The 16,746-nt window shown below is 72.4% G+C and carries 17 protein-coding genes; 10 read left to right on the top strand and 7 right to left on the bottom strand.

Annotated elements, in window-relative coordinates:
- Nucleotides 1-40: 40 nt before the first annotated feature.
- Nucleotides 41-1,330 carry an NAD(P)/FAD-dependent oxidoreductase gene (locus tag QJ852_26735; protein ID WGX96730.1) on the top strand — a complete coding sequence of 430 codons (1,290 nt, stop codon included), beginning with the start codon at nt 41-43 and terminating at the stop codon, nt 1,328-1,330.
- Here the strand turns inward: QJ852_26735 and QJ852_26740 are convergent.
- Nucleotides 1,305-1,640, bottom strand: coding sequence for a YnfA family protein (locus QJ852_26740; protein ID WGX96731.1), 336 nt, complete (start codon nt 1,638-1,640; stop codon nt 1,305-1,307). The genes QJ852_26735 and QJ852_26740 overlap by 26 nt on opposite strands.
- Nucleotides 1,641-1,672: 32 nt before the next feature.
- Complete coding sequence (locus tag QJ852_26745; protein ID WGX96732.1) at nt 1,673-1,939, bottom strand: hypothetical protein; 267 nt, start codon at nt 1,937-1,939, stop codon at nt 1,673-1,675.
- 162 nt (nt 1,940-2,101) lie between these two features.
- Here QJ852_26745 and QJ852_26750 point away from each other — a divergent pair, with 162 nt between their 5' ends.
- The 4 genes from QJ852_26750 to QJ852_26765 are packed head-to-tail and all read left to right on the top strand — an operon-like array spanning nt 2,102 to nt 4,855.
- Nucleotides 2,102-2,866, top strand: coding sequence for an ATP-binding cassette domain-containing protein (locus QJ852_26750; GenBank protein ID WGX96733.1), 765 nt, complete (start codon nt 2,102-2,104; stop codon nt 2,864-2,866).
- 10 nt (nt 2,867-2,876) lie between these two features.
- Complete coding sequence (locus QJ852_26755; GenBank protein ID WGX96734.1) at nt 2,877-3,638, top strand: ABC transporter permease; 762 nt, start codon at nt 2,877-2,879, stop codon at nt 3,636-3,638.
- Nucleotides 3,639-3,664: 26 nt separating this feature from the next.
- On the top strand, nt 3,665-4,438 hold the full coding sequence (locus QJ852_26760) for a MerR family transcriptional regulator (protein ID WGX96735.1): 774 nt from the start codon (nt 3,665-3,667) through the stop codon (nt 4,436-4,438).
- Between the two features lie 57 nt (nt 4,439-4,495).
- Nucleotides 4,496-4,855: a hypothetical protein gene (locus QJ852_26765; protein WGX96736.1), complete on the top strand. Its 360-nt coding sequence runs from the start codon at nt 4,496-4,498 to the stop codon at nt 4,853-4,855.
- Between the two features lie 42 nt (nt 4,856-4,897).
- Here QJ852_26765 and QJ852_26770 read toward each other — a convergent pair whose 3' ends face one another.
- Nucleotides 4,898-6,502 (bottom strand): DHA2 family efflux MFS transporter permease subunit, encoded by a 1,605-nt coding sequence (locus tag QJ852_26770; protein ID WGX96737.1) that lies wholly within the window; start codon nt 6,500-6,502, stop codon nt 4,898-4,900.
- Between the two features lie 39 nt (nt 6,503-6,541).
- Complete coding sequence (locus QJ852_26775) at nt 6,542-7,051, bottom strand: MarR family winged helix-turn-helix transcriptional regulator (protein WGX96738.1); 510 nt, start codon at nt 7,049-7,051, stop codon at nt 6,542-6,544.
- Between the two features lie 86 nt (nt 7,052-7,137).
- Here QJ852_26775 and QJ852_26780 point away from each other — a divergent pair, with 86 nt between their 5' ends.
- Complete coding sequence (locus QJ852_26780; GenBank protein ID WGX96739.1) at nt 7,138-7,989, top strand: phosphatase PAP2 family protein; 852 nt, start codon at nt 7,138-7,140, stop codon at nt 7,987-7,989.
- A 6-nt stretch (nt 7,990-7,995) separates the two neighbouring features.
- On the opposite strand, the gene QJ852_26785 is transcribed toward QJ852_26780, so the two are convergent.
- Together QJ852_26785 and QJ852_26790 are read right to left on the bottom strand one after the other, a co-directional pair.
- Nucleotides 7,996-8,844, bottom strand: coding sequence for an alpha/beta hydrolase (locus QJ852_26785; GenBank protein ID WGX96740.1), 849 nt, complete (start codon nt 8,842-8,844; stop codon nt 7,996-7,998).
- A 34-nt stretch (nt 8,845-8,878) separates the two neighbouring features.
- Nucleotides 8,879-11,569, bottom strand: coding sequence for a replicative DNA helicase (locus tag QJ852_26790; GenBank protein WGX96741.1), 2,691 nt, complete (start codon nt 11,567-11,569; stop codon nt 8,879-8,881).
- 529 nt (nt 11,570-12,098) lie between these two features.
- Here QJ852_26790 and QJ852_26795 point away from each other — a divergent pair.
- Both QJ852_26795 and QJ852_26800 read left to right on the top strand, forming a co-directional pair.
- Nucleotides 12,099-13,451, top strand: a complete 1,353-nt coding sequence (locus QJ852_26795) for an MATE family efflux transporter (protein WGX96742.1) — start codon at nt 12,099-12,101, stop codon at nt 13,449-13,451.
- Nucleotides 13,448-14,014 carry a hypothetical protein gene (locus QJ852_26800; GenBank protein ID WGX96743.1) on the top strand — a complete coding sequence of 189 codons (567 nt, stop codon included), beginning with the start codon at nt 13,448-13,450 and terminating at the stop codon, nt 14,012-14,014. The genes QJ852_26795 and QJ852_26800 overlap by 4 nt, the downstream gene beginning before the upstream one ends.
- On the opposite strand, the gene QJ852_26805 is transcribed toward QJ852_26800, so the two are convergent.
- Nucleotides 14,011-14,466, bottom strand: coding sequence for an Lrp/AsnC family transcriptional regulator (locus QJ852_26805; GenBank protein ID WGX96744.1), 456 nt, complete (start codon nt 14,464-14,466; stop codon nt 14,011-14,013). The genes QJ852_26800 and QJ852_26805 overlap by 4 nt on opposite strands.
- A gap of 170 nt (nt 14,467-14,636) precedes the next feature.
- On the opposite strand from QJ852_26805, the gene QJ852_26810 reads away from it, so the two are divergent.
- Both QJ852_26810 and QJ852_26815 read left to right on the top strand, forming a co-directional pair.
- Nucleotides 14,637-15,752: a thiamine pyrophosphate-dependent enzyme gene (locus tag QJ852_26810; protein WGX96745.1), complete on the top strand. Its 1,116-nt coding sequence runs from the start codon at nt 14,637-14,639 to the stop codon at nt 15,750-15,752.
- On the top strand, nt 15,749-16,720 hold the full coding sequence (locus tag QJ852_26815; GenBank protein WGX96746.1) for an alpha-ketoacid dehydrogenase subunit beta: 972 nt from the start codon (nt 15,749-15,751) through the stop codon (nt 16,718-16,720). Before QJ852_26810 ends, QJ852_26815 begins: the two co-directional genes overlap by 4 nt.
- The last annotated feature ends 26 nt before the right edge of the window (nt 16,721-16,746 follow it).

Below are 16,746 nucleotides of genomic sequence, written 5' to 3' on the forward strand. Positions count from 1 at the left end.
CAATAGTCGGACGGACGTCCGACTTTAGCGAGGAGGCGTCATGGAGCCGATCGTCATCGTGGGAGCCGGCCTGTCCGGCCTGGTCGCGGCGCGCGAGCTGGTGCGCAGCGAGCAGGACGTCGTCGTCCTCGAGGCCGCCGACCGGCCCGGCGGCCGGGTGCTGGCGGAGACCTCCGCGCTCGGCTCCCGGCTCGATCTCGGCGGCACCTGGATCGGTCACGACCACCACCGGGTCGCCGCCCTGGCCGACGAGCTCGGGCCCACCCGCTTCGCGATGCACACCGGCACCCTTCCGCTGCTCACCGACGGGGACCGACAGCTCTCCCCCGTGGCCCCGGCCCTCCTGCCCGCGCTCGTCGCCCTCGCCGCCCTCGCGGTCGCCGGCCGGGCCCGGCCCGGCGGCCCGACCGCGAGGACCGGGGCCGACGCGCTGGGGCGCGTGCCGGGCCGCCGGGCGCGGCGGCTGTTGGAGGTGCTCGTCCAGGTCTCCTGGACCACCGACCCGGAGCGACTCTCACTCACCGCGATGACCGAGCTGGTCCACCGCCAGGGCGGGCTCCGCACCATGCTCGCCACCCGCGGCGGCGCCCAGGACACCCTGCTCGTCGACGGCATCGGCTCGCTGGTCGAGACCCTCGCCGCGGAGCTCGGCGACCGGGTGCGGCTCGGCTGCCGGGTCACCCGGATCGCCCGCGGCCCCGACGGGATCGCCCTCGACACCCCCGCCGGGCGACAGCGCGCGCGGGCGGTCGTCGTCACCGCGCCGCCGCCGACGGCCGCTCGGATCACCCACGATCCCCCGCTCCCGGCCGAGCGGTCCGCCCTCGAGGCGGGCACCGAGATGGGCGTGGTCCACAAGGCCGTCGCGGTCTACGAACGGCCCTTCTGGCGCGCGCGGCGCGGCGGGGAGCTGATCCTGCTCGGTCACCCGGGTGGCGCCGTGTTCGACACCTCGCCCCCGGACGGCCCCGGCCACCTGACCTTCCTCGCCGGAGGCTCCGCCGCCCGCGCCCTCGACGCCCTCGGCCCGGACCGCCGCCGGTCGGCGATCCTCGACGCGCTCGCGCCCCACCTCGGCGACGAGGTACGCCGGCCGGCCGGGTGGCATGAGAAGTCCTGGCACCTCGACGAGCACGCCGGGGGCGGGTACGTCGCCCTTCCGCGAGCCGACAGCACGCTCGCCTGGCCGATGACCACCGCCCCGATCGACGGCGTGCACTGGGCCGGCTCGGAATCGGCCACCGAGCACCCCGGCTACCTGGACGGGGCGATCGAGTCCGGGCTCCGGGCGGCCGGCGAGGTGCTCAGCTCGATCGCGGCGCGTACATGATGATCGCCACGCCCACGAGGCAGACCAGCGCGCCCGCGACGTCGTACCGGTCCGGACGGAAGCCGTCGAGCACCATCCCCCACACCAGCGACCCCGCCACGAACACGCCGCCGTACGCCGCGAGGATCCGGCCGAAGTGCGCATCGGGCTGGAGGGTCGCCACGAAGCCGTAGAGCCCGAGCGCGATCACCCCGGCCCCGATCCACAGCCAGCCGCGGTGCTCCCGCACGCCCTGCCAGACCAGCCACGCGCCGCCGATCTCGGCGACCGCGGCCAGCACGAACAGCGGGATCGAGCGCACCAGGTCCATGGCCCGATCCTCCCAGGGACGAGCCGAGGAACTCAGAAGTAGCCGCGGGGGCGCTCGGCGGTGTCGCCGGGGCGGTGGCCGTCCTGCCACTCGGTGATCGTGCTGCGCGCGTCGAGGTCGACGTCCGGGTTGGCCCGGATGAACTCGTGGACGACCCGCTCGGGGTCGACCCGCTCGCGGTTGACGATCAGCCGGCCGTACGCGACGAGCTCACGCACGGTGAAGGTCCGGAACCCGTCGCGGTCCTGTGCCTGGGTCGCCGATCCGAACTGCGCTCCGTAGCCCTGTGCCCGAGTCATGGGGTCACGGTACCCGTGCTCTCCGGCCGGCCCGCACCCGAGCGCGGTGCGACGGCTCACCAGAACCTCGGCCGGCGCCGGGCTTGACCTTGACGCAGCGTCAACCCCGCACCCTCGTGGTGAGGCCACGCGGGCCTCGCTGGGACGAAGGGAAGCACCGTCATGACACCACCGGCAGCGGCCGCCATCCGGGTCGCCGGAGTCGAGAAGTCGTTCGGCGCGCTCCCGGTGCTGCGCGGGGTCGACCTCGAGGTCGCCGCGGGCAGCATCGTCGCCCTGCTCGGCTCCAACGGCGCCGGCAAGACGACCCTGATCCGGATCCTCACGACCCTGACCAGGGCGGACGCCGGGACGGCCTGCGTGCAGGGCTTCGACGTCGCCACCCAGCCGGCCGAGGTCCGGGAGTCGTTCAGCCTGACCGGCCAGCTCACCGCGGTCGACGAGATCCTGACCGGCCGCGAGAACCTGGTCCTGGTCGCGCGGCTGCGCCACCTGTCGGATCCCGGCAGGGTGGCCGACGACCTGCTCGCCCGGTTCTCCCTGACCGACGCGGCCGGGCGGCGGACGGCGACGTACTCCGGGGGCATGCGCCGGCGCCTGGACATCGCGATGAGCCTGATCGGCGATCCTCCGGTGATCTTCCTGGACGAGCCGACGACCGGCCTCGACCCGCAGGGCCGGATCGAGGTGTGGCAGGCCGTCCGGGAGCTCGCCGCCGGCGGCACCACGGTGCTGCTCACCACCCAGTACCTCGACGAGGCCGAGGAACTGGCCGACCGGATCGCGATCCTCCACGAGGGCCGGATCATCGTCGACGGGACGCTCGCCGAGCTCAAGGCGCTGCTCCCTCCCGCCCGGGTCGAGTACGTCGAGAAGCAGCCGACGCTCGAGGAGATCTTCCTCGCGCTCGTCGGCGCCGAGCACTGAGGAGACCGCCATGAGCACCCACGTCGTGAGCGACACCCGGACCCTGCTGGGCCGGTCGCTGCGTCACATCCTGCGCAGCCCCGACACCATCATCACCACGGCGATCACGCCGATCGCCATGATGCTGCTGTTCGTCTACGTCTTCGGCGCCGCGATCGACGCCGGCGACGGCGAGTACGTCGACTACCTGCTGCCCGGCATCCTGCTGATGACCATCGCCTCGGGCATCGCCTACACCTCCTACCGGCTCTTCCTGGACCTGAAGGGCGGGATCTTCGAGCGGTTCCTGTCGATGCCGATCGCGCGGTCCGCGGCGCTGTGGGGCCACGTGCTGACCTCACTCGTGGCGAACCTGATCTCGGTCGTGCTGGTCGTGCTCGTCGCCCTGCTGATGGGCTTCCGCTCCGGCGCCGGCGTGCTGGCCTGGCTCGCTGTCGCCGGCATCCTGGTCCTGTTCACGCTCGCCCTGACCTGGCTGGCCGTGATCGCCGGGCTGGCCGCCAAGTCGCCCGACGGCGCGGGCGGCTTCGCCTACCCGATCATCTTCCTGCCCTTCGTCAGCTCGGCGTTCGTGCCGACCGCGGGGATGCCCGGTCCGGTGCGGTGGTTCGCGGAGAACCAGCCGGTCACCTCCATCGTCAACACGCTGCGCGGCCTCCTCGCCGAGCAGCCGGTCCGCGACGACGCCTGGATCGCGCTGGCCTGGTGCACCGGGCTCCTGGTGCTCGCGTACGCGATCGCGAACCGCGTCTACCGTCGCCGGTTCGCGTGAGGACGGATTCAGGGCAGGCTGGATCCGTGCTCACGATCGGACAGTTGGCGGCGTACGCCGGGGTGACCATCCGGACGGTGCGGCACTACCACCAGGTGGGACTGCTCCCGGAGCCGGAGCGCGACCGCTCCGGGTACCGGTCCTACGACGCGGCGGCCGTGGTGCGGCTGATCCGGATCCGGACCCTGGCTGAGGCCGGGGTACCGCTGGCCCGGGTGCAGGAGCTGCTCGACGCCGACCCGGCGACCTTCAGCGCGGCGATCGGCGAGATCGACCGGCGGCTGCGCGCGGAGGTGCGCGAGCTGCAGGAGCACCGCCGCCGGATCGCGCAGCTGGGATCGGGCGACACGCTCGCCGTGCCGGCGGAGGTCGCCGACTACCTCGACCGGGTGCGGAGCATCGGCGCGCCCGACGAGCTGATCGAGGGCGAGCGCGACGCCTGGATCCTGATCGCGGGCCGCTACCCCGACCGGATCCCCGCACTGATGGCCGACAAGCGCGCCCAGTTGGAGGACGAGCGGACCGTCCGCTTCTACCGGCTCATCGGCGACCTGGTCCGCGGCGAGCGCGACGACCACGAGCGGATCGTGCGGGAGATGGCGGACCTGCTGGTCGAGCTCTTCGAGGAGGCGGCCGCCGCCGGACAGCTCGACCAGCAGGACGAGTTCATGGACGACTCCGCCTTCGTGCGGCTGTTGGACTCGATGGCCGACGAGAACCCGCCCGTCCGGCGGCTGCGCGAGCTGCTCGCCGAGCGCGGCTGGGCGGGCTGGACCCGCATCGAGCGCGCCGAGGGCTGACGGGAGCCGACGAGTGGGCCCGCGATGAATCCGCTGCGTCGTACCGGTCGATCCTGCATGGCGGTGCTCGACGACGTCCGTTCGCTCGGCGACGAGCTGGAGCGGTCCTACCCGGTCTACGTGCGCGGTCGGCTCAGGTTCCGGGTCGGTCAGCTCGTGTACGTCGGGTTCTCCCGCGACGAGACCGTGATGGGGTTCGCGTTCCCGAAGGAGGAGCGCGCCGCCCTGGTGGCGGGCGCGCCGGAGCGGTTCCGGCTGCCCGACGCCTCCGACCTCCGGTTCAACTGGGTGCACGCGGTGCTGGCCGCGCTGGAGCCGGCCGAGGCGCGCGAGCTGGTCGTCGACGCATGGCGGATGGTCGTCCCGCGGAAGGTCTCCCGCGCCTGGGACCTCACCCACCCCGACGGGCCGGGCTGAGCCGCCGTGCCGCCCCCGTCCGGCCGGTCCGACCGGCCCGGCTCAGTGGAGGACGACCGGGGCGCCCGGTCCCGCCTCGTCCTGGTCGTCGAGGAGATGGGACTCCTCGCGCCGGCGCGGGAGGAAGGCGACCGGGATGAGCGTCAGCACCAGCGCCACGGTCGCGACCCCGTACGCCGCCGAGAACGAGTCGGCGAGGTCGCCGAGCGCGAGGCCCTGGACGGCGTCGCCGATGCGCTGCACGGTCTCCGTGGCCCAGGCGGGCGGCTGGATGCCCAGCCGCTCGGCGTCGGCCAGCGCCCGGACCGCCTTGAGCGGCTCGGAGGCGTTCTGCTGGTTGGTCAGCACCACCGACATCACGGCGACTCCGACCGACGCCGCGACCTGCTGGATGACGTTGATCAGGGTGGTGCCGCGGGCGACGTGGTGGGACTTCAGCGTCTTCAGGGCGGAGGTGAAGACGGGCATCATCGTCCCGCCCATGCCGAGGCCCATGATGAACAGGAACGTGATCAGCTGCCAGTACGGCGTGTCCGGGTCGGTGCTGAACGCGAGACCGGCGACGCCGACGATGATGCCGACGAAGCCGAACGGCACCACCCGGCCGACCGGGTACTTGTCGGCGAGCATGCCCGCCAACGGCATGGTGAGCATCGCGCCCAGGCCCTGGGGAGCGACCAGCAGTCCGGCGTGCAGGACGTCCTCGCCGCGGACCTGCTGGAAGTAGGTCGGCACCAGCAGCATCGCGCCGAAGAAGGACCCGGCGAAGAAGAACATCACCAGGGTGGCCACCGTCAGATTGCGGTCGCGGAACAGCCGCAGGTCGAGCAGCGGGTGCTCGGGCCGGAACGACCAGGCCACGAAGCCGATGATCAGGGCCAGCCCGATCAGTCCCGGGACGAGGACCTTGGTGGCCGCGACAGTCCCCTCCTCGGGGATGGTGGAGACGCCGTACAGGAAGAGGGCCAGGCCGGGCGACATGAGCGCCATCCCCACGAAGTCGAAGCGCTCGCCGGGCTGCGGAGCGTCCTTGGGCAGCGCGTAGAGCGAGTAGGCGATCGCTGCCACGCCGAGCGGCAGGTTGATCATGAAGATCCAGTGCCACGAGACGCTGTCGATGATCCAGCCGCCGAGGATCGGGCCGAGGATCGGGCCGAGCAGCATCGGGATGCCGAGGATGGCCATCAGCCGGCCGAGGCGGTGCGGGCCCGCGATCCGGGTCAGGATCATCATGCCCAGCGGCATCAGCATGCCGCCGCCCAGGCCCTGCACGACCCGGAACGCGATGAGCGCCTCGATGTTCCAGGCGAGACCGCACAGGACCGAGCCGAGGGTGAACAGGACCAGCGCCATCAGGTAGAGCCGCTTGGTGCCGAACCGGTCGGCCGCCCAGCCGGTCACCGGGATGATGGCGGCCAGCGCGAGGGTGTAGCCGGTGATCGTCCAGGCCACGGTCGAGTAGGCGTCGACCTCGAACTCGGTGAGGAACGTCGGCAGCGCGACGTTGACCACGGTGGTGTCCAAGATGGCCATGATCGACCCGAGGACGACGACGGCCGCGACCTTGAGGATGTCGGGCGTGATCCGGTCGTCCTCGTCGCCGAGGCCGGTGGCCGGGCCTCGGGGCGCGCTGGCGGTACTACTCATCGAGTCTCCTCTGGTGCTTCCGGGTCCGGTACGGCGACGTCAGCGCGCGGTGGCACCGGCGGGGTCGGTGGCGCGGTCGGTCGCGGTCGGCTTGGCGGGGTTGGTGGGCGCGAGCAGGTCGGCGCTGGCGAGCAGCCGGTGCAGCGCGGTGTTGAACGCCCCGACCTCCTCGTCGGGCAGCCGGCCGATGAGCATCCGCAGCGCGGCCCGGCGCGGCTCCTGGTGCCGGTCGACCAGCTCGCGGCCCTGGGCGGTGATGGAGACGAGGCGGACCCGTCGGTCCTCACGGCTCTCCCGCCGCTCCAGCAGGCCGAGCCGGACCAGCCGGTGGATATTGCGGCAGGCGGCGGGCGCGGACAGCTCCATCCGCTCGGCGATCCGGTTCACCGGCAGCGGCGCGTCGGCCATGGTCAGCATCAGCAGGGTGCGGATCTGGGTCAGCGAGAGATCGCGATCGGCGAGGTAGGTGAGGCCCTCCCGCTCCGCGAGGGTCCACAAGGACTGCAGGAACTGCTCCAGCCCCTCGAACAACTCGTCGCGCTCAGCCACGCCCGGCACGCTACCCAATTGATTGCATGTTCGCAATCATTCCTGTAGGACAGTGATTGCGTGAAGGACAGGAGGACGCACGGCCGATGAGATTCCGTGACCTGGCGACGGGAGGCGTGGGCGAGCCCGAGGCCACCCCCACCGCCGCAGCGACCCGCTCCCCGGCGTCCGGGCGCTGGACCGTCACCCTCGTCGAGGCCGGTGCGCTGCTGGTGCTCGCCGTGGCCTACACCCTCATCCGCGCGGCCCAGGGCGAGGACGTCGCCGGCGCCCTGGCCCACTCCCGCGCGATCGCGGAGGTCGAGCACTGGCTGATCCAGCACCTCGAGCGCCCGGCCAACAGTTGGCTCGCCTCGATCCCCGCACTCGCCGTCCCCGCCTGCTACTTCTACGCCGTCTTCCACTACGCCGCCACGCCGCTGGTGCTCTACCGCTCCTGGCGGATCGGCGGCTGGGTCCACCGGCGCGGCTACTGGACCCTGATCCTCGCCTCGGCCATCGCGCTGGTGATCTACGCCCGCTTCCCCGTCGCCCCGCCGCGTCTGCTGCCCGACCTCGGCATGATCGACGTGATGCGCGCGTACGCCGACTACGGCTGGTGGGGCGACGCCGCGTCCGCACCCCGCGGCATCGGCGACGCCACCAACCAGTACGCCGCCATGCCGTCCCTCCACTTCGGCTGGTCGCTGTGGTGCGCGATCCAGATGTGGAGCTTCCCGGGGTCCTGGTGGCGGGTCGCGGCCGTGCTCTACCCGAGCGTGCAGGTGCTGGTCGTGATCGCCACCGCCAACCACTACCTGCTCGACGTACTCGCCGGCGGACTGTGCGTGCTCGTCGCGCTGGGCGTCGTGGTCGGGTTGCGGTGGCTGCGGGGCCGACACTCGGCCGAACCGGTCACCGCGACGACGGCTGAGGTCGGCGGACCGAAGACCCGCTGATCAGCGTCAGGTCGGCAGCGTCCGCACGAAGGCCAGGATGCACTGCGCGAGTTGTTCGGGCTGGTCGAACGGCAGACCGTGGCCGGCGTCGTCGACCTGCTCGAGACGCAGGCGGGGGCTGAGCTCACACAGCTCGGTCGCCAGGTCCCGGCTGACGACGGGCCGGTCACCGATGACGAGCAGCGTGGGTACGTCGAGCGCGCGGACCACGTCGCGGTACGGCGGGTTGGGCGGCCGCAGCACGTCGAACGCCGCGAGGCTGGTGTTCAGCCGCGCCTCGACCTGCAGCTCGACGAGCGCCGGCGGGCGACGCGCCGGCCGGGCGAGCGCGTCCCGCAGCAGCGCCGAGCGCCCTCGGCGGACGGCCTGGTGGTGCTGCTCGGCGACGTCGCTCTCGAAGACCTCACGCTGTCGTTCGCCGCTCAGGAAGGTGGGGTCCACGAGGACGAGGCCGCGGAGCAGGTGCCCGATCCGGGTCGCCACCAGCGCCGCCGTCATCCCGCCCATCGAATGGCCGACGAGGACCGGTCGGGTGAGGCCGAGCTGCTGGATCAGGCCGATCACGTCGTCCGCGAGATCCGCGTAGCGGTAGCCGGAGTCCGGCGCGGTGGAGCGACCGTGCCCGCGGGCGTCGGGAAGGATCACGTCCAGGTCCGCCTCGAGCAGCCGGGCCACCGGCGCCCAGCCCGCGCCGCTGCCCATCAGCCCGTGCAGGAGTACGGCGGGTGGCCGGTCGCCACCGGTCCGGCGGTACGCGATGGTCAGGCCGCCGACATCGGCGTCGAGACGGTCGAGGAGGGGATGTCCCGCGCCGACCAGGCTCGCCAGCGGCCCGTGCGGTGCGGACGCGCTCACGGTGCGCTGCGTCCCGCAACCACCCGCAGCACCGTCAGTGCGCCATGTCGACGAACCGGCTGTAGTGACCCTGGAAGGCGACGACGATGTCGCGGGTCGCGCCGTTACGGTGCTTGGCGACGATGAGGTCGGCCTCGCCGGGGCGGGTCGACTCCTTCTCGTAGACGTCGTCACGGTGAAGCAGGATCACCATGTCGGCGTCCTGTTCTATGGAGTTGTGCAGGGCGATGCCCTCGGCAACGAAGTTGTGGACGCCGAGCACGGTGGCGTCGTAGACGGGCTGCTCACCGATCGCCTCGACGGACTTGATGCTGTCCCAGTAGACGTCGTTGGTGGCCAGCACCTCGAGGTCGGCGTGATCGAGGACGGCGGCGACCTTGCCGAGGCGCTGGCGGCTCGGGGCGTGCTGCCACATCGTGGAGCCGCAGAACTGCGTGCCCATCGCGGCGGCGAACTCGCGGTGGGTCATCCCCTGGTCGCTGAGGATCGTGCGGACGTCGTCCCAGACCTCGACCGGCACGGTGTCGGCGTTGGTGTTGGGGACGACGTCGCGGATCAGCTCGCCGATCCGGGTCGCGGTCTCGCCGCGGGCGCCGTGCACGCCGATCTCGTCGACGAACCGCAGTTGGTTCTCGACGCCGTAGACGTGCAGCTGGTAGCCGTCGCGGTAGCCGTTCTTACGCACGGTCTTGACGCGGGTGAAGATGTTGTAGCGGCCGAGCAGCCGGGCCAGATCGTCGACCAGGCGCCGACTCGTCGAGGCGTAGTAGATCCACCCGAGAGCGCGCTTCTCATCCCAGTGGACGCACCCGTCGGTGGCCCAGATGTGACGCAGGAAGAGCCCGACCTGCTCCTTGGGGAGCGCGAAGACCCAGTCGGGGACGAACTTCTCGTGGCTGCGCAGGCCGAACAGCCCGTCGGCATCGAGCCACTCCGCGATGGGGTTGCGGCGTCCGCGCGCGAGTCGGAAGGGAGCGGGCAGGCGCAGGGTGGTGACCCGCGCCGCGGCGTACTCGTCACGGATCGCCGTGATGCCGAAGCGACGTGCGGCGGCCTCGGCGACGATGGCGAGATTGGCCTCGTCCTGGCTCGCGTACCTGATCGGCTGGCGCCTGACGAACGAGCCGTCACCCAGCAGGTGCGCGAGCAGGACGATCTCGTCGTCGTCGCGCGGCACGATCTCCAGTGGCGGCGGGACATGCCGGATGGCACCGACCCGGCTGCCGACCTCGAGCTCGGCCAGCGGCATCCAGCCGTCGTAGGTCAGGAAGGGGTGGTTGCCCGTGGCCTTCACCCGCCGGCCGGAGGCCAGCGTCACCTCGAACACCGGCTTGGTGCCGCTGGGGAAGGCATGGGTGAGGGTGCGGGGCACCAGCTTGAGGCGGTCGTCGAGCGCCCAGACGGGGATGTCGCGGACGCCGTCCTCCATCAGCTCCCCGAGCGTGATCTCGGCATTGGTGTCGGCACGGAGCAGGCGGGTGTCGGCCGTCAGGCAGCCCGACTCTCGGAGATCCGACATGGCCGGACGCTTGTCGGCGCGCTGCTCGGGACCACGGTTGAGCTGCGAGAGGGCGATGATCGGGATCTCCAGCTCCTTGGCGAGGAGCTTCATCTGCCGGGAGAACTCGGACACCTCGAGCTGGCGGGACTCGACCTTCTTGCCCGACGACATCAGCTGGAGGTAGTCGATGACCATCAGCTTGAGGTCGTGCTTCTGCTTGAGCCGGCGCGCCTTGGCACGGATCTCGGTCATCGTCATGTTGGGCGAGTCGTCGACGAACATCGGCGCGGCCGAGACCTTCGCGACGTGCCGGGCCAGGCGGTCCCACTCCTCGGTGCCCATCTTGCCGTTGCGGATGTGGTTGAGCGGGATCCGGGCCTCGGCGGAGAGCAGGCGCATCACGATCTCGGCGCGCGTCATCTCCAGGCTGAAGAAGGCACTGGTGAGGTTGTGCCCGACGGAGGCCGCGCGGCAAAAATCGAGAGCCAGCGTTGATTTGCCCATAGCGGGACGCGCCGCGACGACGATCATCTGGCCGGAGTGCAGGCCGTTGGTGAGCTCGTCGAGGTCGGCGAAGCCGGTGGGGACGCCGTAGATGCCGGCCTCACGGTTCTCGATCGCCTCGATCTCGTCGAGGACGCCGTCCATGATGTCGCTGAGCGGGGCGTAGTCCTCGGACTTGTTGCGGTCGGTGACCTTGTAGATCTCGGACTGGGCCTCGTTGACGATGCCCTCGACCTCGCCCTCGCCGGCGTAGCTGATCTGGACGATCTTGGTGCCGGCGTTGACCAGGCGGCGCAGGATCGCCTTCTCGTAGACGATCTCGGCGTAGAAGCCGGCGTTGGCGGCGATCGGGACGTTGGCCGCGAGGGTGTGGAGGTACGGCGCGCCGCCGACCTTCTGCAGCTGCCCGCGCCGCTGCAGCTCGCCGGCGACGGTCACCATGTCGGCGGGCTCGCCGCGGCTGTAGAGGTCGAGGATCGCCTCGTGGATCTCCTCGTGGGCGGGCCGGTAGTAGTCGGCCCCGCGGAGCACCTCGACCACGTCGGCGATGGCGTCCTTGGAGATCATCATCGCGCCGAGCACGGACTGCTCGGCGGCCATGTCCTGCGGCGGGGTGCGGCCGCCGCTGGGCGCCTCGCCGGGCGCGTACGACGCCGGGCCGTCGCCCCAGCCGTCGGAGGGCTCGGCGGTCCAGGCGGGCGGGTCGTCCGTGAGGCTCACGGTCCTCCCACCTCCTGCTCTCGTCGGTCCACGCCGATCCTGTCGGTGCCGTCCGTGCCGGTCCGTCCGGTCTCGATTGTCCGGTCCGGCCCTCGGGGCGGCTCACTCGGGGTCGTGCGGTGGTCAGGGTCGCGACCGGGTCCGACACAATGCCCGGGCGGGGCCCGCGCGGCCCGACCGCACACGCCACCGGTGCGGCAACCTACGGGCCGGACGGGCTCGCCGAAAGGGCCTTATCCACAAGGGTTGGGGATAACTCGGGGCAGGGCGTGGACGACACGCGGGCATGGTGTGCACGGGGTGGGGAGGAACCTGTGGAGGCGAAGGGGTCCGGGAGGCCAGAAGTGGGCCTGACCTGCACAAACGTCGATCCACGCCTGTGGATGGCAAAAATCGGCGATGTGATCCTGTTCACCTTCCGGCCATCGGGCGGTCGGACGGCGTCTCCCCCGGCGGCCACCCCGGTACCACACGGACGGCCCTCATTTCCACAGGGGGACCCCACTTATCCACCGACGTGGGAGCGACCGTGGTGAGCGCGGCGCGGGCGCTCGACCGCGAGATCGCCCGGCTCGCGTTCCCGGCCTTCCTGGCCCTGGTCGCCGAGCCCCTCTTCCTGCTCGGTGACGCGGTCGTCGTCGGCCACCTCGGCACCCCGGAGCTGGCCGGACTCGGCATCGCCGGGACGGTCGTGACGACGGTCGTCGGCCTGTGCATCTTCCTGGCCTACGGCACCACCGCGGGCGTCGCCCGCCAGATCGGCGCCGGCCATCGTGACGCCGCCCTCGCCCAGGGCCTCGACGGACTGTGGCTGGCCCTGCTGATCGGCGTTCCCGCCACCCTGCTCACCGCGCTCGCCGCCGACCCGCTCGTCGCCGTGTTCGGGGCCTCCCCCGACGTGGTCGAGCCGGCCACGACGTACCTCCGCGTCGCCGCGCTCGGCCTGGTCCCGCTCCTGCTCATCCTCGCCGGCACCGGCGTGCTGCGCGGCCTGCAGGACACCCGCACCCCGCTCGTGGTCGCCGTGGCGGGCAATGTCGCCAACCTCGTCCTCAACGTCGTCCTCGTGTACGGCGCCGGGCCGGTGCCCGGGCTCGGGATCGCCGGGTCCGCGCTCGGCTCGGTGCTCGCCCAGACCGCGATGGCCCTCGCCCTCGTCGTCACCGTCGTGCGGGCGGCCCGCCGGGAGGGCGCCACCCTGCGCCCCCACCTGCCCGGCGTGCGCGCCGCGGCCCGGGCCGGCGTCCCCCTCCTGGTGCGGACCCTGACCCTGCGGGCCTCCCTGCTCGTCACGACGTACGCCGTCGTCCTCACCGCGACCGCCGACCCGGATCTCGACAGCACCGCGGTCCCGGTCGCCACCCACCAGCTGGCGATGACCCTGTGGGGGTTCCTCGCCTTCGTGCTGGACGCGATCGCCATCGCCGCGCAGGCGATCACCGGCCGCTACCTGGGGGCGGGCGACGTCGCCGGGACCCGCGAGGTCACCCGGCGGATGGTCGGCTGGGGCGTGGTCAGCGGCATCGCGACCGGGCTGCTGCTGGCGGCGGCGAGCCCGTGGCTCGGCGCACTGTTCACGCCCGACGAGGGCGTCCGGGACGCCCTCGTCCCGGTCCTGCTGGTCGCGGCGCTCGCCCAGCCGGTCGCGGGCGTCGTGTTCGTCCTCGACGGTGTCCTCATCGGTGCCGGCGACGGCCGCTACCTGGCCTGGGCGGGCGTGATCGTGCTGGCGGGCTACGCTCCGGTCGTGCTGCTGACGAGTGGGCTGGGCGCCGGACTGCCCTGGCTGTGGGTCGTCTTCTCCGCGGTCTTCATGGGCGGCCGGCTGGTCACCCTGCTGCGCCGGGCGCGCGGGGACGCCTGGCTGGTGGCCGGCGCGTGAAGCCGCTCCAGGCGGTCGGGCTGGGCCTGGTCCTGCTCGCGCTCGGACCGGCCGAAGCGGAGCCCGGCACCTTCGACCCGCTGCCCGACCCCTTCGGCTGGCTGCTCGTCCTGATCGGCCTGCACGGGCTGAACGCCGTGCTCGACCCCCGGCGGCTGCCCACCCTGCGGTTCCTCGGCGGGCTCGCCCTGGTCATCTCGGTCGCGCTGGTCGTGCCGGCCGTGGCCCGCTGGGTCGACACCGAGCCGTCGCTGGGCTGGGCGGCCGACGTCCCCCGGTTCGGCTTCTTCGCGCTGCTGTGCCACCAGCTCAGCCAGGCCGCACTGCGGGCGCGCAGCACCGGCGCCGCGAGCGTGTTCGGCATGGCCGCGCTGACGCTGCTGTTCGTGCTGGCCGCGCCGCCGCTGGCCTTCGGCGCCGACTGGACCGGCGTCGGCCCGGCCGGCGAGGTGGCCGCGCAGGCCGTCCAGCTCGCCCTCGTGATCCTCTGCTTCGTGGTCGCCGGCCGCGCCTGGGCCGGCGCGCCGGATCCGGCCGAGCCCGCGAACGACGCGTCGTCCTAGCCAGCCGGACCGCTGCCGTCGGTGATCCGGGACCGGTCCCAGGCCTTCATCACGATCAGGGTCTTCGTCGCCGCGACGATCCCGGTCCGCCGGATCGCGTTGACCACCTGCTGGAGATGGTCGACATTGCGCACCCGGAATCGGACCATGCCGTCCGGGTCGCCCGCGATCGTGTAGTACTCCTGGACCTCGGGGACCTGGCGCGCGATCTCGTCGAACTCCTGGGTGTCCGTGCCGCTGGTCAGCGTCACCTCGGTGAAGGCGTCCAGGTCGCCGGCCTCGCCGTAGTCGACGACCGCGACATAGCCCAGGATCACGCCGGAGGCCTCCAGCCGCTCGATCCGGCGCGCCACCGGCGCCGCGGAGAGGCCGACCCGGCGCGCGATCTCGCTCACCGGGAGCCGGGCGTTGTGACGGAGCAGGTCCAGGATCTGCCGGTCGATCTCGTCCATCGTGGGTCCTCTCGGCGCGATGCGAACATGCGTGTCACGCATGTTCGAAGGGTGCTGGACCCTCCAAATATCGCGATTTCCAGCGGAACGAGCAAGTCCCGCGCGTGATGATTGCGCCCCCGTCGGTCGAGCGAGCAGGCTTCCGTCGCCGGACGAACCAAGGAGGCACCGTGACGGACGAGCACGCCACCGACCAGCCGTGGTCGGTCCTCAGCAGCAGCGGCGTCCTGCGCGCCAGCGAGCGGGTGCCCGGCGGCGCGGATGCCCTGGACCTGCGCGCCGCCTACCGCGACATGGTGCTGGCCCGCCGCATCGACACCGAGGCGATCGCGCTGCAGCGCCAGGGCGAGCTCGGTCTCTGGCCGTCGATGCGCGGCCAGGAGGGCGCCCAGGTCGGTGCCGGCTCCGCCCTGCGGCCCCGTGACGTCGTCTTCCCGACCTACCGCGAGCACGCGGTGGCCTGGTGCTTCGGCGTCGACCCGGTCCAGCTGCTCGGCCTGTTCCGCGGTACGACGATGGGCGGCTGGGACCCGCGCGAGCGCAACTTCAACCTCTACACGCTGGTCATCGGCGCCCAGACCCTGCACGCCGTCGGGTACGCGATGGGGATCGTCCGCGACGGCGACGTCGCCACCGGCGACCCGGAGCGCGACCGCGCCGTCCTGGTCTTCCTCGGCGACGGCGCCCTCAGCGAGGGCGAGACCAACGAGGCCTTCGTCTGGGCCGCGGCCCAGAACCTGCCCGTGGTCTTCTTCTGCCAGAACAACCAGTGGGCGATCTCGGCGCCGTTCTCCGTCCAGAGCCGGGTGCCGGCCGCCGAGCGGGCCCGCGGCTTCGGCTTCCCCGGCGTGCGGGTCGACGGCAACGACGTCGTCGCCTGCCACGCCGCCACCCACGAGGCGCTGGCCCAGGCACGCGCCGGCAACGGCCCCACCCTGATCGAGGCGGTCACCTACCGCAGCAACCCGCACACGACCTCGGACGACGACCTGCGCTACCGCAGCGCCGCCGAGAACGACGCCTGGGCCGCGCGCGACCCCCTCGAGCGACTCCACGTGCTGCTCAGCGGCCCCGGCGCGGCGTACCCGATGGACGATGCCTTCCTCGCCGACCTCGCCGCCGAGGAGGAGCGGCTCGCCGAGCGGCTGCGGACCGGCTGCCGGGCGCTGCCGGTGCCCGCGCCGAGCGACCCCTTCCTGCACACCCTGAGCACCCTGCCCCCCGACCTCGCCCGGCAGCGGGACGAGCATCTGGCCTTCCTGGCCGCCGAGGAGGTGTCCGCATGAGCACCGCGATGGCGCACGCGCTCAACGCCGGCCTGCGCGACGCGATGGAGGCCGACGAGAAGGTGCTGCTGATCGGCGAGGACATCGGCGCCCTCGGCGGCGTGTTCCGGATCACCGACGGCCTGCTCAAGGACTTCGGCGAGGACCGGGTCGTCACCTCGCCTCTCGGCGAGGCCGGCATCGTCGGCAGCGCGATCGGGCTGGCGATGGCGGGCTACCGCCCGGTGTGCGAGATCCAGTTCGACGGCTTCGTCTTCCCCGCCATGAACCAGATCATCACCCAGCTGGCCAAGTACCGGCACCGCTCCGAGGGACGGATCTCGCTGCCGGTCGTCATCCGGATCCCCGTCGGCGGCGGCATCGGCGCCATCGAGCACCACAGCGAGTCGCCCGAGGCGTACTTCGCCCACACCCCGGGCCTGCGGGTGCTGTGCCCGTCGACCTCGCAGGACGCCTACGACCTGCTCGGGCAGGCGATCCGGTCCGACGACCCGGTCGTCTTCCTGGAGCCGAAGCGCTCGTACTGGTCCAAGGCCGAGCTCGACCGGTCCGCCCCGGCCGTCGACCTGGAACGGGCCCGGGTCGTGCGCCCCGGAACGGAGCTGACCCTGGTGACCTACGGCGCCCTGGTGCCGATCGCGCTCAAGGCCGCCGCGACGCTGGCCGAGGAGGGCCGCGACGTCGAGGTCATCGACCTCCGCTCCCTCTCGCCCCTCGACGACGCCACCGTCGTGGAGTCGGTACGCCGGACCGGCCGGCTGGTCATCGCCCACGAGGCCTCCCAGAGCGGCGGCATCGGCGGCGAGCTCGCCACCCGGGTGCAGGCCCAGGCGTTCTACGAGCTCGAGGCGCCGATCCTGCGGGTCACCGGCTACGACACGCCCTACCCGGCGAGCCGGCTGGAGGAGGACTGGCTGCCCAACCTCGACCGGATCCTCGACGCCTGCGACCGCAGCTTCACGTACTGACCGGCGTCCCGCCGGCCGTCCTTCCC

It is taken from the genome of Nocardioides sp. L-11A (assembly GCA_029961745.1).
Lineage (GTDB): Bacteria > Actinomycetota > Actinomycetes > Propionibacteriales > Nocardioidaceae > Nocardioides.

Excerpts from the sequence above, each read along its gene's own strand:
- QJ852_26735 (WGX96730.1), top strand. The coding sequence starts at position 41 with ATGGAGCCGATCGTCATCGTGGGAGCCGGCCTGTCCGGCCTGGTCGCG.
- QJ852_26740 (WGX96731.1), bottom strand. The coding sequence starts at position 1,640 with ATGGACCTGGTGCGCTCGATCCCGCTGTTCGTGCTGGCCGCGGTCGCC.
- QJ852_26745 (WGX96732.1), bottom strand. The coding sequence starts at position 1,939 with ATGACTCGGGCACAGGGCTACGGAGCGCAGTTCGGATCGGCGACCCAG.
- QJ852_26750 (WGX96733.1), top strand. The coding sequence starts at position 2,102 with ATGACACCACCGGCAGCGGCCGCCATCCGGGTCGCCGGAGTCGAGAAG.
- QJ852_26755 (WGX96734.1), top strand. The coding sequence starts at position 2,877 with ATGAGCACCCACGTCGTGAGCGACACCCGGACCCTGCTGGGCCGGTCG.
- QJ852_26765 (WGX96736.1), top strand. The coding sequence starts at position 4,496 with ATGGCGGTGCTCGACGACGTCCGTTCGCTCGGCGACGAGCTGGAGCGG.
- QJ852_26770 (WGX96737.1), bottom strand. The coding sequence starts at position 6,502 with ATGAGTAGTACCGCCAGCGCGCCCCGAGGCCCGGCCACCGGCCTCGGC.
- QJ852_26780 (WGX96739.1), top strand. The coding sequence starts at position 7,138 with ATGAGATTCCGTGACCTGGCGACGGGAGGCGTGGGCGAGCCCGAGGCC.
- QJ852_26805 (WGX96744.1), bottom strand. The coding sequence starts at position 14,466 with ATGGACGAGATCGACCGGCAGATCCTGGACCTGCTCCGTCACAACGCC.
- QJ852_26815 (WGX96746.1), top strand. The coding sequence starts at position 15,749 with ATGAGCACCGCGATGGCGCACGCGCTCAACGCCGGCCTGCGCGACGCG.